The following is a 13804-nucleotide window of genomic DNA, read 5'->3' as shown; positions in this document are numbered from 1 at the left end:
CCATAAAGAGCGCCACCAGTTGAAGAGAAAACTATTCTTCTTACTCCATAATTAACGGCAAGTTTAAAAATGTTCACCGAACCTATTACATTCGTTTCTGCATCAAATGCAGGGTCATCAACGGACTTGCGCACATCAATCTGAGCAGCTGTATGAAAGATAACCTCAGGCCTCACGTTCTCAAACACATTCTCAAGTGCTTCGACATCAGTAATATCAGTATTGTAGAATTGAGCCTGAGGATTTAAGTTGTCCTCTTTTCCGGTTGAAAGGTTATCAACAGCTGCAACCTTATGCCCTTCCTTAATAAGGGCATCAACCAGATTTGATCCAATAAACCCTGCTCCACCTGTAACAAGAATTTTCATTTACCCTCCTCTGTTTCTTCTATAATTCCCACCAGTTCTTTTACCAAATTGGGTATTTTCTCAGTGACAGTCTTCCATATAATGCCGTAATCAACTCCAAAGTACTCGTGAATTACTTTATTTCTCATTCCAGATATAGCATGCCATGGGATTCTCGGATACTTTTCTTTTAAATCTTCAGGAATATGCTTGGATGCTTCACCAATAATCTCAAGATTTCTTATTACTGCATCTACGGTTTTCTTATCTTTAGCAAATTCGTCAAGATTGAGTCCTTTTGTATATTCTAAAATATTTTTAGAGCTATTCACTATGTCATCAATATACAAACGATAATCTTTCTTCATACCTGTATTGCTTCTTTCAAAACGTTTTCTTTAATACCTGGCTTCAGTGCCCTTTTAGAAACTAAATCCACTTTTACACCAAGAAGATTACTCAAATAATCTTCAAGTTCTACAAACGTAAAGAGGTCTATATCTTCTTTGAAATCTACAAGTATATCAAGGTCACTATTGGGTGTATTCTCGCCCCGTACAAAAGAACCAAAAAGTTCTAATGCCTTGACTTTGAATTTATATTCAAGAAAACTTTTATCGTTTTTAATCTTTGACTTAATCGTTTCTAAGCTTATATTTTTCATATTTTAATTATACAGCATCAATAATTTTTAACAACCTCCGTTTTCAATATTTCTTCCAAATATTTTTTTAATTTATCTCTCTGAGATCTTTTCTTTTCAGTGCAAATGCCACATTTGCCTTAAGGCATCCACGCTTTTCACCTACATCATAACGTTCATATTAAAAAAATTAAATCTATTTTTCGCTGACGACTTCATTGTCACAACCCCCCTGAACAAGCAGGTACAGTAGTCTTTGGTAAGGTAACTTACGCACTTGCAATATTTTTCCTTTAAGGTATTATTTCGAAGAGAGGTGATAAAAAATAGATGAAATTATTAAGATACAAAATCTCACTTAGGAAGGAACCTGAAGGCGGCTATACCGCAACAGTTCCATCTTTGCCCGGTTGTGTAACTTATGGTGCCACAATAGAAGAAGCAATAAATATGGCAAAGGAAGCCATTGAACTTTATATAGAAAGTTTACAGGCACACGGAGAAGAGATACCAACAGAAGACGGAACATTAGAGTATAATAATCTGAGGTGATGGATATGATAGAGTTATTTTTTATTGTCGAAGAAAGTTCTGATGGTGGATACACTGCAAGAGCCCTTGGAGAATCAATATTTACTGAAGGAGAAACAATTAAAGAAATAAAAGAGGCTATAAAAGATGCTGTAAAATGCCACTTCGAGCTTGAGGATTTGCCAAAAATAATAAGAATCCACTTTGTAAAAGATGAAGTTCTGACTATATGAAAACGCCAAGGGACATTGGATACAAAGATTTAATAAAATCTCTTGAAAGAATTGGCTATGAAGTTTCCCGTCAAAGTGGAGGTCACATAAGACTTACTGCTAAAATTGGAGAGAAGACGCACCATATAACAATACCCGCACACAATCCCATTAAAATAGGCACTCTCAATTCAATTGTAAATGAATTAAGCAATGTTCTTGAAATCTCAAAAGCCGAACTTATAGAAAAACTGTTTGGATAGATATCACCTAATTTGTAGAATCTTATATACTGCTCAATTCTCTCCCTTATGCTATCGAAGGGCAAGTACTTTAGTTCAAAACCTAAATCTCACCTTTCCTGGGTGGGACATATTCAAGATGAATAAACCAATAAAACCCGCTCCTCCTGTCACTAAAATTCTCATAATACCTCCAATACAAGATTAAACTTTGTGCTCTGAAATTATTTCTTTAAGTAAAGATTTAATTTCTTCCGTGTCAAATTTTAAAGCAGCTTTTTCAAGCATATCAAGTTTTGCAAAGAAATCTTCTTCGCTTTGCAAATTGCTATTCTCCACAATCCTTAAGATATAAGGATTTTGAGTTTTCGAAACTTTCTCCCTTTCACTCCAAAGTTCTTCTTTTAACTTTTCTCCACCACGATTTCCGATAATCTTAATTTGAATATCTTTGTCTAACTCAAACCCAGAAAGTTTTATAAAGTGCTTTGCAAAATCTAAAACATTAACAGGATCTCCCATTTTTAAAACGAAAATTTCTCCATTTTTGCCTAAAGCAGCCGCTTGAAGAACAAGTTGAACTGCCTCAGGAATGAGCATAAAATACCTTTCCATTTGTGGGTCTGTTATTGTTAATACACCTGTTTCCTTGATCTGCTTCTTGAAAACCTCTATCACGCTTCCCGTACTTCCAAGGACATTTCCGAATCTAACACTTGCAAATTTTGTTTCATTTCCATCGTTTGAATAATATTGGAGTAACATTTCTGTAACCCTCTTTGAGGCACCCATAATGTTTATAGGATTTACTGCCTTATCTGTTGAAATATTTATAAATCTGTCAACTTTAAACCGTAAAGCAGCATCAAGCAGATTTTTAGTTCCAAAAACATTGTTTAATATCGCTTCATCTGGATTTTTTTCCATTAATGGCACATGTTTATGCGCTGCAGTATGAAAAATAACTTCAGGTTTATATTCTTCAAACACCTTGTAAACCTTTTCTCTGTTTCTTATATCACAAATAACAGGAATAACCCTATCAAAACTTTTATTTTCGATTAACTCTCTTTCAATATCAAAAATCCTGTTTTCGCCTCGTCCCAAAAGAATGATAGCTTTTGGTCCAAAATCAACAACTTGTCTTACTATTTCTGAGCCAATAGATCCACCTGCTCCTGTTATAAGAACAGTTTTCCCATTCAAATAATTACGCACAGGTTCAAGATTCATTCTTATTGAAGCACGTGGCAATAAGTCCTCAAGTTCAACATTTTTAACATCTTGGATGGTTACTCTCCCGGAGACAATCTCCCAGATAGCAGGCAGAGTTTTTATTTCCACATTTTTACTTGACGATAAAGATACCACTTTCTTTAAAAGTTCTTTTGAGGCTGTAGGAATTGCAAAAATTACAACATCCACCGCATACTTATCAATTACATATGGAAGTCTATTTATTTCGGCAATAACAGGGTATCCGTGAATTGTTGTTCTTTTCTTCCTTGGATCGTCATCAAGAAAACCTATAACCCTATAATTGAGTTCAGGATGTGAAAGAATCTCCCTTAACAATTTTTCCCCAGCATCTCCTGCTCCAATAATTAAAACATTTTTTTCTCTTTTATTCGATTTGTTGCCAAATTTTCTTCTTTTCTCATAGAAAACTCTGTAAGATAGCCTTCCTATGGACAACAACAAAAAAGCAACCAAAAAGGAAATAAAATAAGCTCCTCTTGAAAAGTTTTGTCTTACGCCAAGAATATAACCAAACGGAAACGCTAACAATTTAGAGAATGCAATAGCAATGAAGACATCCGTTATTTCTTTAACACTCGTAAATTCAAAACTCTGGAAAGGTAAACCAAAAGCAATATTAAAAATCACAAAAAACAAGTTTTCCAAAATTCCAAAGTGATCATCAATATGTAGATAAGAGGCTCTTAAAGTAAAATCAAACCTAATAAGTACAGCAATAAATGTAGAAATATTATATAAAATAATATCGAGCATAAGTTTAGCAACAGCACTTTCCAAAACAGCCCTGTTTCTAAAAACTCTACTAAAAAATTTTCTCAAGAGTGCTTCACCTCATAAATAACTTCTTTTAAATTTTTGATCACATAATCGACTTCCCCTTCAGTCATTGTAGTATAAAACGGAAGTGCAATAGTTCTATCAGCTACAAACTCAGTAACAGGAAAATCTCCTTCCTTAAACCCAAATTGCTCAGCATAAAAAGGCTCAAGATGAATAGCTTCAAAATAATTTCTAGTTTGTATGCCTCTTCTGCCGAGGCTTTCGATAATTATATTCCTGTCTTTACCGTAAAATTTATCTTTGAGTCTTATAACATAAACAAACCAGCTCATTCTTGTAGTATCAGGACTTATGTATGGAGTTATAACCTCCTCAACTTCAGAAAGTTTTTGAGAATACATTTTAGCTACAGTATCTCTCATTTCTATAATCTTATTAAGTCGATTTAATTGAGATATGCCTAACGCACAGTTTATATCAGAGATTCTATAATTATAACCAAGTCGTGTATGATAGAGCCAGGTTTCTTCTTCGCCTCTTCCTTGATTTCTCATACTTTTTGAAAGTTTATAAATCTGTTCATCGTCTGTTAAAACAACTCCACCTTCACCAGTTGTGATTTGTTTATTCGGATAGAATGCAAACACTGAAGCAACGCCAAAACTGCCCGCAGGTTTTCCTTTGTATTCCGACCCAATTGCTTCAGCAGAATCTTCTATTAAATACAAATTGTACTTTTTGGCAATTTCAATCAATCTGTCCCAAGAAGCAGGTTGCCCAAAAACATCAACAGCAAGGATTGCCTTGGTTTTATCAGTTATTTTCTCTTCTATAAGTTCTGGATTTATGTTATAAGTATTTGGATCAATATCAACAAAAACAGGTTTTGCCCTTTCAAAAAGAATACAATTAGATGATGCAATAAAACTAAATGGCGTTGTTATAACTTCGTCGCCGTCTTTAATCCCAAGAGACCTTATTATAAGATGAAGTGCAGATGTGCCACTATTTACGGCAACCGCGAATTTTCTTCCTGAAACCCGTAAAAGCATATTCTCAAATTCAAGAAGTTTTGGCCCCAAGCTCAAATTGGGTGTCTTTAAAACCTCTGCAACTTCCTTAATATCATCCTCGGTTATCCAAGGCTTTGATAAAGGTATATTCATCATAAATCAACTCCTTTTATTTTGATGACCTTTCCAGGATTACCCACTACAGTTGCATAATCTGGCACATCTCTTATAACTACGCTTCCTGCACCGATCACTGCCCATTTACCGATTTTAATTCCAGGAATAATTGATGAACCAATACCTAAAAGAGTCCCTTCACCGATAAAAACACTTCCTCCTGTATGCACTCCAGGTGCAACATGGACATAATCTTCAACAACATTGTGGTGGTCTAAAGATGCCATAGTATTAACAATTACATGATTACCAACTTTTGTATGGGTATTAATAACAACCTCTCCTACTATCATTGTGCCATAACCAATATCAACATCACTCCCTATAATTGCAGATGGATGAATAATCGTAGCAAATGATTTTATTCCGAGATTTAGTCTTTCAACTACTTTTTTTCTTGCAAAATTATCTCCAATTGCTACAACAAATATCCCATCCAATTTTTTTACAAGCCCAATACCGCCCAGAACCTCAATACCATTTACAACTTTCCCCCAAAGGTCCTTGTTATCATCAAGAAAGCCACCAATTTCAAATCCACCTGCTTTTGCACAATCAGAAACAACTTGTCCGTGTCCACCTGCACCAATAATATAAAGTTTTTTCATTGATCTACCCTTGCAATGTCATCTGTTTCTCTGTTAGCATACAACCCCTCGCCAGTTGCAACAACCCAAACAGTTTTAAAAAGAATCTTTAAGTCAAGCCAAAAAGACCAGTTTTCTACATACCAAACATCATATTTTATGCGTTCATCCCAGGTGAGTTTATTTCTTCCGTGTATCAAGGCCCAGCTTGTAATACCTGGTTTCATTAGAAGCCTCTTTTTCTGAAAGTCGTTGTATTTTGCAACCTGATATGGTAATGTAGGTCTTGGACCAACTAAACTCATTTCTCCTTTGAGGACGTTTATTAACTGCGGTAGCTCATCAATACCAGTTCTTCTCAAAATTTTTCCAACTCTTGTCACATATGGGTTATCCTTGTCTATATACTTTCCTTTGGTTTTTTCAGGCGCATCTGTTGTCATTGTCCTAAATTTAAAAACTCTAAAAATTTTCCCATCTTTCCCAACACGCTCCTGAAGAAAAAATACAGGTCCTTTTGAATCAAGTTTAATGAGTATTGCAGTTACCAGAAAAAGAGGCAAAAAGACCACTAAAGCCACAAATGAAACAATTCTATCAAAAATATCCTTCGCTACCATAGTTCTTACCTATTTGATATTTTATCCTGTTTCTCAATTAATTGCAAAAGAGCAATCTCAAGCTGTTTAGCTATTACTTTTCGTTCGAAATGCTCTTTAACATAACTTTTAGCATTTCTTCCATGCAAAACAACAAGTTCTTTATTAGAATAATAATAAAGTATTGCTTCTTTTAATTTTTCAGGGCTTCCCGGTGGAACATAAACTCCACCGTTTGATTCCTCTATTACATCTTTTATTACCCCGCTAATTGTCACTATAGTTGGCTTACCCGAAGCCATATAGTCAAATACCTTGTTGGGATAAACAATTTGTAATAAGGGAGTATTCTTAATTGTCGCAAGACAAACATCTGCAAGCGAAATAACTTTCGGAATCTCCCTTTTAGAAACTGGCTCAAGCAATATTACGTTTTCTATACCCTCAATATCGATCCGCTTCTTAATTTCATCTTTTCTTATTCCACCTCCAACTAAAACAAAACGAATATCTCTAACATCTTTTAGCAGATTAGCAGTCTCTAAAATGGTATCTAAGTCATTTGCAATACCCAGATTTCCTGTATACATAACGACAAACTTGTCAGAAAGTCCTAATCTTAAACTCAATTCTTTATCCTTTTCAACTGAATTGCTAAAGCACTCAGTATCTACTCCATTTGGTATCAAAATCACTTTCTCTTTTGGAATAAAAGTTGGAATATAAGACAAAAAACCTGGTGAGTTAATAATTATAAGATCTGCTTCTCTGTAGAGCAAGTTCTCGAGTTTCTTTAATAATTTCAAAATAAACTCGTTTCTAACAACGCCAAGCTCATTTGCAAAATCAATCCACAAGTCTCTTACTTCATACACAAATTTTTTTCTTTTAAATTTTGCAATTACCAAAGAAGTTATTGCTTGAAAAAGTGGTGGTGAGGTTCCTATAACAATATCAAAATGATGAACTTTCAAGGCTTCGAAGAATGAAGAAAAAGAAAAATACAAAAATGCCAAACCTCTTGTAAAAAAACTTTTATGCACTGAAGAAAATGTTGATGCATAAATAATTTCAATGCCTTCTTTTATTTCGCTCTTTTTCATCCTCTTCTTACCAGAAAGGTAGTCAACATCACTTGCTATAACAGAAACCTTATGCCCATACTGTATAAGATATTTTGCTAATTCGTAATGTCTCGTTCCCCCACCTTCATCGGGAGTTGTAAAAATTTCATGGATCAAGAGCAAATGCATTTTCTCCTCCAATAACCTCTTTCAAATGAAAATAATTTTTCTCTTTAGCTGTAAAAAAAGTAAAAAATTTAACTCCTTTTTTAGAACTACATATAAAATGCAGACTTAGTGCTGGTATCTTTTCTCCGTAATAACGAGATTGCCAACCATCAGGATTTTTGTTATCTTCCACCGCTCTATTTATAACTAATTTGCATCCAATGTCAGAACTAAAAAAAATATAATACTTCCCTTTAGGAGTGAAAAGTGTAACTTTAGAAATATTTCTATCAATTTGTTCAATTCTAAATTCAAAATCATTTAGCAACCAATGCAAATCATAGTTAACAAAAACGTTTTTCTTCTGAGTTAACTGATCGAGTATTAAAAACTCTTCGCTATTTATAATTTGCACTTCTCTTCTGTGTATAATGCCTTCATTAAGTCTTTTATATCCATAATGTTCACCGATGACATACTTTTCAGAAAAATTTAAAAGTTTAGCTTTTGTCAAATATAGCCACTTAAATCTTCTAAACAGAAGCATTTGGTCCTCACCGTTTACAACTACAGTATTGTGAGAAGATGTACCCATAAAATATTTATGATATTGGAGCTCATCGTTATATAGATAGGAACCACCATCAATAGCAATATTTAAACCTTTCCACCAAACATCTGTGTGAAGCTCGTCTGCCTGACCAAATCTATCAAAAATATCACCACACCTGAGCGTTGCAAAAGTCCCTTCATTTGCCCTTAACACATGTAACCCTGTTATTTGAAAACTACGTGACTTTAATTCATAAGGCTCAAAGTCACTATTGAGTGAATCCTTTCCGAAAAACCAAAAAAGCTCTTCATCCCAAGGACCTCCTTGAAAAGCTCGCTTTTTTCTTGTAATGTAGCTCAAAGAATTAATTAAAGGCCTGTAGTCCGAATAATCACAAGAAGTCCAGGGATTCAATAAAGCACCATCATTAGAACCCCAATTAGGTAATCTTCCGTCTTCAAGATTCACAAACGAGTATAAAAATTTCGCAGATCTATCCATTATATCAAATATTTCTTCATTAAAACTATCTCCATTTAATTCTGCAATTCTTAGCGCCCAAAGATAATAATGAAGCGCCAATCTCTGATAATTAAATGACAGCTGACAATAGCCTCCATCTTTATAAAATTGCCCTAAACATTTCTCGCTTTCTAAAATTGCCTTTCCTCTTTTCTTCCACCTAATTGACTCACTAAAGTATGGAAAAAGAGTACCAACTATATAAAGTGCTAAAGCCTCACCAATCAAATGATTATTATAAACCGCATAATATGCATAGCTAATGTTTTTTTCTATATGCAAGGCATGAAGATATATAAGTTTCAACAGCCTTTGAAAATCATCTTCTTTGAAATTGTTATCGTCTCCCATCATATAAAGAGCATATATCCATGAAAGAACTCTTATTGCAAGTTCTTGCCCACTGAACCAATTTACACCATAATCATATAGATTAGATGTTTCCCAATGTTTTAGTTGCTCCAAAAATGCTTTTACATATTTACTGTTTTTAGTAATTATATACGCTCTAACAAGGTAATAAAGATGAGGAAACCTATTAACTTCCCATGTTAACTTGATATCGCCACAAACCTTTTCAAATTTCATAACTTTCGACCAATGTATATCTTTTGGCCAGGATACATTCTTTTTTGGGTTATAATGCCAATCTATAGGATTCCCATAATCTCCAATCCATCTTGAAAAGCAAAGAATATTACCCTTAATTGACTCTTCGGCTATTCTTATTATATTAATTTTATTCTCTTTGTCTAAAATTGAACTAAGGATTAAATTTGCTTCATTAAATGATGGGAAAAAACATTTAGGCTTGTTTTTACGCCATTCATTTAAGCTAATTCTTGGTTTAAATTTAATTTTTTTTATAGAAAATATTTCTTTTATCCCTGTTCTTAAGCTAAATTCATAATAAAACCTGAATATGGAACCTCTAAAACCAAGTAACTTTATTTCCTCAATCAGATTAATAACTTTCTTGAAATTGATAATAAATACCTCCCTTTCTGCTCTTTTCTATATTTACTTGTTAACTTACAATAAAACCTTTCATTAAATTATATAGAATCAACTAAATAAGTCAAAGTAAAAATCAATTTTAGGATAACTTTTCTAAATAAAGTAGGATTTGAAATAATAAAGGGCAGGTAAATCCTGCCCTTTCTAAAAAATTAGTTCTAAAGAGAGCCAAAATTATTGAGCTTTTATTGTAAATACATTATCTGAGTAGTCAACTGAAATTGAATTGTCAATCCTCACTAAACCGATCCTTAGTTTACACTGAGTGGAAGAGACATTTGGTACAGTCCAGGAGTTTGACATAGAAGAGGAGAAGCCTGAGGAGACTGAGAAGGCAGACTTCCATGTTGCACCGTTATCTGTAGTATAGTTAACAGAGATACGGCTGATATTTGTAAGATCTCCTGAAACAGTCCAGGTGACATTAATTGTTGAACCTGCTGTTAGGGTTTCACCACCATTGGGGTAGGTAAGGTGAACGGTGGGGGGAGATGTAACTAAGAATGTACTCGTCCCTGTTACTGTTCCCTGATATGGGCCTGTGTAAAGAGAAATATTAACTGTATATGTCCCTAATGGCCAATCACTTAAAGCAGTGAAATCAGTGCTGGAAAAGTTTGATATATCACTACTTTGGTAATAAACATGTGAATCAGGCCCAATAACTTTTACAAGAGGACCAAAGGAAGCATAAAATCCTGGCACCACCTCTCCTTCCATAAGAGGTGCCGAAAAATTAACTGAGGAAGTTGGGAGATACTCATATATCCACGTTAATCTATTCCCGTAAGCATCAGAGACCTTATTAGATAGACTTACTTGTTCTCCTTGATAATAGAAGGTCTTACTTGGTTGAGTTGAAATGGATAAATTCCCACCAAAATCAATAGTTAGATTAGAATTGTTTGATACTGTAGGATATCCAACATCAAACCAATAGCCCCAGCTTGAACCATCCTCTGGATAAATAAATCCCCCTAATGACAAATCATATGTATCAGCACTGAAAATTATAGTTTTCTGTGAAGTAACATTAAAGCCGAAAGCCCAACCGCAATATGAACCCCACGCATAAACATACGCCCCATCAAACCCATGTTGTGTAAATGTTATACTTCCTGTTTGCATTGTGGAAGCATCAAGAGTCACTTGGGTTGTACTTGAATCAATTGTTATATTTGGTAGTGTAAGTAGATAATAACTGCTCAAACTTGTAATCATCGCAGTGTAAGTCCCAGGTGTGATGTCACAGGAAATCGAACCGTTAGTAAAACCAAGTTCAAGGGGATTTTTCGAAGATGGATCAACCATCCATATATAGCCTTCAAGAGCACTTCCATCTTTTTTCTTTGTATTTACTGTAATATGCTGAGTATTTGTTGTATCGAAGGTATATTCTCCTGGAGCAGTAATATTACTTTTTATAAGGCCAAAATGATCACTTTCAGAAAACACAAAAATTTTATAAGTCCCAGAGGAAATATTACTAAGGTAGAGAGACCCAGTATCATCAGTATAGCCATATCCCTTCAAGTAATTATTCGAATCTAACACTTCAATACGGGTATTAACTGCTGGATTTCCCAATTGGTTTTTAACATGGATTAAAAGACCACTACTTCCAGTAACAACTAAACTTGCGTTTAAAGTATAGGTTGTTGAACCAGAAGTTGCAGAAATTGTAAAAGGATAAGTACTAGATGCAACTGAAGAACTAACATTAAGGGTAAGAGTAACATTAGCTGGTGGTGTTACAGAACTTTGACTTAATGTATATGATACGCCTGAAGGAAGGTTAGAAACCGAAAGAGAAACATTTCCCGTAAAGCCGCTTAATTTATCAACCATAATAGTAAAAGTTGCACTTCCACCAGGCATTACTTCTTGTTTAAGTGGGGAAACTCCTAATGTAAATCCTTGAGGAGTAGTATCATCAACCATAGTCCATGCTTCGACTACATCAACTTTAAAGAAATCGTAGCTTAGATTAACAAAACCACCGTAGCCATAGTCTGTTCCCCAGGAATTGACAATTTTAAATGCACCGTAATGCTTACCATTTGAGGCGTCTGTATAATATAAGTTATCATTATAACCAACAACAGCAAGCGCATGATAACCCCTTGGGGTGTCACTTGGATTATGAGGGGGAATAACATAAGAAGGATCGCTTGGAGCAGAATCAAATTCAGGATAAACAGGTATGGCAATTACAAACATATCACCATTTGCAAGCCACTGCTTTAATGTAGTAATAGTTGTATCAGTACAATTTCCTTGTCCTTGAAATATATTTGCATAACTTTTAGCCTTGAAAGGCAGTGCAAGTTGAAGCTGTGAAGCTGTTGGTTGTGTTGTGTAATCATCAGGATTATACGGGAATACTGCAAGAGTATCGCAACCCTTATTAACTAAGAGATTAAGTGCATCAGAAATAGTTGACCCATAGTCTCTCCCACCATTTATCTGGTTGTAAATAAAGGCAGGTGAAAACTGGTGATTTGGAAAAGATAAATTCCACCCTTGCTCTTTACCCTCCTGAAAAGTCTTGTAATAGTAGCCTGTTGCCCAGGCAGTACAACTGCCCTGCCGCTTTTGATCACCAACAGGAGGAAGTCCTGTCGATAAATCAACTGAAGCAGGTAATGCAGTTGGAGAAATTCCTTTTGCCAAAAGATCCTGCTCTAATTTAGAAGCGTTAATTCTTGGCCAAGCTTTAACAGGTGAAGGAATACATCCCATTGCATGGTGAGTTGTAGAACTTTCAGAATTCGTGCTTGATGCCTCTACAACTTCCTTTTGAACTTTGCCAATGTTAAATGGCACAAGGTTCACATAAGACAGCACCAACACAAAAACTAACAAAAAAGCAATAAGTTTCTTCATGTTTCCTCCCTTCTTTTTATATTAATTTTTTAATAATAACAAAATTTTTTATAGGTTCATTTAACAGTAAATTCATACATAACTGTTTTTTCTATTTTATTAGGTTCAAAGCTTCTATAATACATAAACAATATTTGGGTTGTGCCCGGTTTTAGTCCTTTTATTACAAAGTTGTGTTTTTGAGGAGCACCAGGTTTAGTGCTTGATGGAGGGGTATAATAATCCTTCTCCACTGCAATTATAGAAGGATCGTTTATTTTGTAGTGCCATGTATAACCTGCAGAAGCATTCTCTTCAAGTGAAATTGTATAGGTTTCTCCCACATTAATACTAATTAGGTTAGCCATATAATCCAGTTCTATCGATTTATCGGTATCGTTCCAGTTAACCATAAACCCGAGGGATTCTGCTAGAAATCTTAGAGGAACTACAGTTCTTCCATTTATGATCTTAGGGACGATTTTAGTATTTGTTGGATCCAAAGGAACTTCTAATTCATTAACTTTTGCAATAGGTTTGTTTATGAGTAGTTCAATTTTGGTAGAATTAAATAAAATAGATACCTTTTTCTCTTCCGTATACCATTCCACATTACCACTAATTGATTCGACAAAAGGTCTAACCTGTATAAAAGCCCTGCCATTCTCAACAAAAACGGGGAAATCAAAGGATCGTGTTTCACCATTAATTGTAAAAATTGGCTTTGAAATCCAAAGAGTGATTTTGAACCCATTAGCAATAGGATTTCCTAATTCGGTAGCCTTAACTTGCCAAATACCAAATAAGTTAAAAACTTGGCAAAGAGCCAAAAACAAAATTAAAACAATTTTCTTCAAAAGATTATCACCTCCTTTCTTAATTCGTTTTACAAGTTATATAAAATTGATTGTTTTCTAAAATAATTGGCTTTGCATAAAAGAGTTTACCATAAAAGCATTGTTGCAAAAAGTAATTTCCTTGGTTAGAATCTTCTAAATCAAAAGTTTGATTGAAACTATGGTTGTTAGATGGAATAAAGTTTTTAGACATACAAAAAATGTTCTTAACACAAAACGAAAATTTTACAACACAGATCGTTTTAAAATTACCTCTAACCATAACTAATTTAAATTTACTCCTTTTTCAATTATTATATATGCAAATTAAAATTTTGTCAAGTATGTTAACGTTTTTCGTTAAAATTATTCGTTAGATTATACCTCC

At 34.3% G+C, this 13804-nt stretch carries 14 protein-coding genes; 3 read left to right on the top strand and 11 right to left on the bottom strand.

Annotated features, from left to right (window positions below; translation table 11 throughout):
• The 3 genes from ACP5SP_RS06120 to ACP5SP_RS06110 all read right to left on the bottom strand — a co-directional run.
• The coding region (locus ACP5SP_RS06120; protein ID WP_428076249.1) for an SDR family NAD(P)-dependent oxidoreductase at nucleotides 1–368 on the bottom strand (368 nt) is incomplete at its 3' end.
• Nucleotides 365–715 (bottom strand): HepT-like ribonuclease domain-containing protein, encoded by a 351-nt coding sequence (locus tag ACP5SP_RS06115; protein WP_428076248.1) that lies wholly within the window; start codon nucleotides 713–715, stop codon nucleotides 365–367. The genes ACP5SP_RS06120 and ACP5SP_RS06115, both read right to left, overlap by 4 nt.
• Nucleotides 712–1011 (bottom strand): nucleotidyltransferase family protein, encoded by a 300-nt coding sequence (locus ACP5SP_RS06110; protein WP_428076247.1) that lies wholly within the window; start codon nucleotides 1009–1011, stop codon nucleotides 712–714. Before ACP5SP_RS06110 ends, ACP5SP_RS06115 begins: the two co-directional genes overlap by 4 nt.
• 309 nt (nucleotides 1012–1320) lie before the next feature.
• Here ACP5SP_RS06110 and ACP5SP_RS06105 point away from each other — a divergent pair, with 309 nt between their 5' ends.
• Genes ACP5SP_RS06105 through ACP5SP_RS06095 form a run of 3 tightly spaced genes read left to right on the top strand, consistent with a single transcriptional unit; the run spans nucleotide 1321 to nucleotide 1996 of the window.
• Nucleotides 1321–1542, top strand: a complete 222-nt coding sequence (locus ACP5SP_RS06105; protein WP_428076246.1) for a type II toxin-antitoxin system HicB family antitoxin — start codon at nucleotides 1321–1323, stop codon at nucleotides 1540–1542.
• A 5-nt stretch (nucleotides 1543–1547) separates the two neighbouring features.
• The gene (locus ACP5SP_RS06100; protein ID WP_428076245.1) at nucleotides 1548–1754 is read left to right on the top strand and encodes a 2-oxoisovalerate dehydrogenase; all 207 of its coding nucleotides are present in this window, start codon (nucleotides 1548–1550) and stop codon (nucleotides 1752–1754) included.
• Entirely contained in the window at nucleotides 1751–1996 is a 246-nt protein-coding gene (locus tag ACP5SP_RS06095; protein WP_428076244.1) for a type II toxin-antitoxin system HicA family toxin, read from the top strand. Before ACP5SP_RS06100 ends, ACP5SP_RS06095 begins: the two co-directional genes overlap by 4 nt.
• Nucleotides 1997–2179: 183 nt before the next feature.
• On the opposite strand, the gene ACP5SP_RS06090 is transcribed toward ACP5SP_RS06095, so the two are convergent.
• From ACP5SP_RS06090 to ACP5SP_RS06055, 8 genes are all read right to left on the bottom strand, one after another.
• A complete protein-coding gene (locus ACP5SP_RS06090) occupies nucleotides 2180–4054 on the bottom strand; it encodes a polysaccharide biosynthesis protein (RefSeq protein WP_428076243.1) in 1875 nt (624 codons plus the stop codon).
• The gene (locus tag ACP5SP_RS06085) at nucleotides 4051–5184 is read right to left on the bottom strand and encodes a DegT/DnrJ/EryC1/StrS family aminotransferase (RefSeq protein WP_428076242.1); all 1134 of its coding nucleotides are present in this window, start codon (nucleotides 5182–5184) and stop codon (nucleotides 4051–4053) included. The genes ACP5SP_RS06090 and ACP5SP_RS06085 overlap by 4 nt, the downstream gene beginning before the upstream one ends.
• Nucleotides 5181–5813, bottom strand: coding sequence for an acetyltransferase (locus ACP5SP_RS06080; RefSeq protein WP_428076241.1), 633 nt, complete (start codon nucleotides 5811–5813; stop codon nucleotides 5181–5183). The genes ACP5SP_RS06085 and ACP5SP_RS06080 overlap by 4 nt, the downstream gene beginning before the upstream one ends.
• Entirely contained in the window at nucleotides 5810–6412 is a 603-nt protein-coding gene (locus ACP5SP_RS06075; RefSeq protein WP_428076240.1) for a sugar transferase, read from the bottom strand. The genes ACP5SP_RS06080 and ACP5SP_RS06075 overlap by 4 nt, the downstream gene beginning before the upstream one ends.
• Nucleotides 6413–6417: 5 nt before the next feature.
• Nucleotides 6418–7644 carry a glycosyltransferase family 4 protein gene (locus ACP5SP_RS06070; protein WP_428076239.1) on the bottom strand — a complete coding sequence of 409 codons (1227 nt, stop codon included), beginning with the start codon at nucleotides 7642–7644 and terminating at the stop codon, nucleotides 6418–6420.
• A complete protein-coding gene (locus tag ACP5SP_RS06065; RefSeq protein ID WP_428076250.1) occupies nucleotides 7622–9373 on the bottom strand; it encodes an alginate lyase family protein in 1752 nt (583 codons plus the stop codon). The genes ACP5SP_RS06070 and ACP5SP_RS06065 overlap by 23 nt, the downstream gene beginning before the upstream one ends.
• A 516-nt stretch (nucleotides 9374–9889) precedes the next feature.
• Nucleotides 9890–12601, bottom strand: a complete 2712-nt coding sequence (locus tag ACP5SP_RS06060) for a C1 family peptidase (RefSeq protein ID WP_428076238.1) — start codon at nucleotides 12599–12601, stop codon at nucleotides 9890–9892.
• A 56-nt stretch (nucleotides 12602–12657) separates the two neighbouring features.
• Complete coding sequence (locus ACP5SP_RS06055; protein WP_428076237.1) at nucleotides 12658–13437, bottom strand: stalk domain-containing protein; 780 nt, start codon at nucleotides 13435–13437, stop codon at nucleotides 12658–12660.
• Nucleotides 13438–13804: the final 367 nt, after the last annotated feature.

The organism is Caldisericum sp., assembly GCF_049967455.1.
Lineage (GTDB): Bacteria > Caldisericota > Caldisericia > Caldisericales > Caldisericaceae > Caldisericum > Caldisericum exile_A.
This window is presented reverse-complemented; position numbering and strand designations above follow the sequence as displayed.

Coding starts and splice junctions, on each gene's coding strand:
- ACP5SP_RS06075 (WP_428076240.1), bottom strand. CDS start 6,412: ATGGTAGCGAAGGATATTTTTGATAGAATTGTTTCATTTGTGGCTTTA.
- ACP5SP_RS06105 (WP_428076246.1), top strand. CDS start 1,321: ATGAAATTATTAAGATACAAAATCTCACTTAGGAAGGAACCTGAAGGC.
- ACP5SP_RS06085 (WP_428076242.1), bottom strand. CDS start 5,184: ATGATGAATATACCTTTATCAAAGCCTTGGATAACCGAGGATGATATT.
- ACP5SP_RS06080 (WP_428076241.1), bottom strand. CDS start 5,813: ATGAAAAAACTTTATATTATTGGTGCAGGTGGACACGGACAAGTTGTT.
- ACP5SP_RS06060 (WP_428076238.1), bottom strand. CDS start 12,601: ATGAAGAAACTTATTGCTTTTTTGTTAGTTTTTGTGTTGGTGCTGTCT.
- ACP5SP_RS06095 (WP_428076244.1), top strand. CDS start 1,751: ATGAAAACGCCAAGGGACATTGGATACAAAGATTTAATAAAATCTCTT.
- ACP5SP_RS06115 (WP_428076248.1), bottom strand. CDS start 715: ATGAAGAAAGATTATCGTTTGTATATTGATGACATAGTGAATAGCTCT.
- ACP5SP_RS06110 (WP_428076247.1), bottom strand. CDS start 1,011: ATGAAAAATATAAGCTTAGAAACGATTAAGTCAAAGATTAAAAACGAT.
- ACP5SP_RS06070 (WP_428076239.1), bottom strand. CDS start 7,644: ATGCATTTGCTCTTGATCCATGAAATTTTTACAACTCCCGATGAAGGT.
- ACP5SP_RS06100 (WP_428076245.1), top strand. CDS start 1,548: ATGATAGAGTTATTTTTTATTGTCGAAGAAAGTTCTGATGGTGGATAC.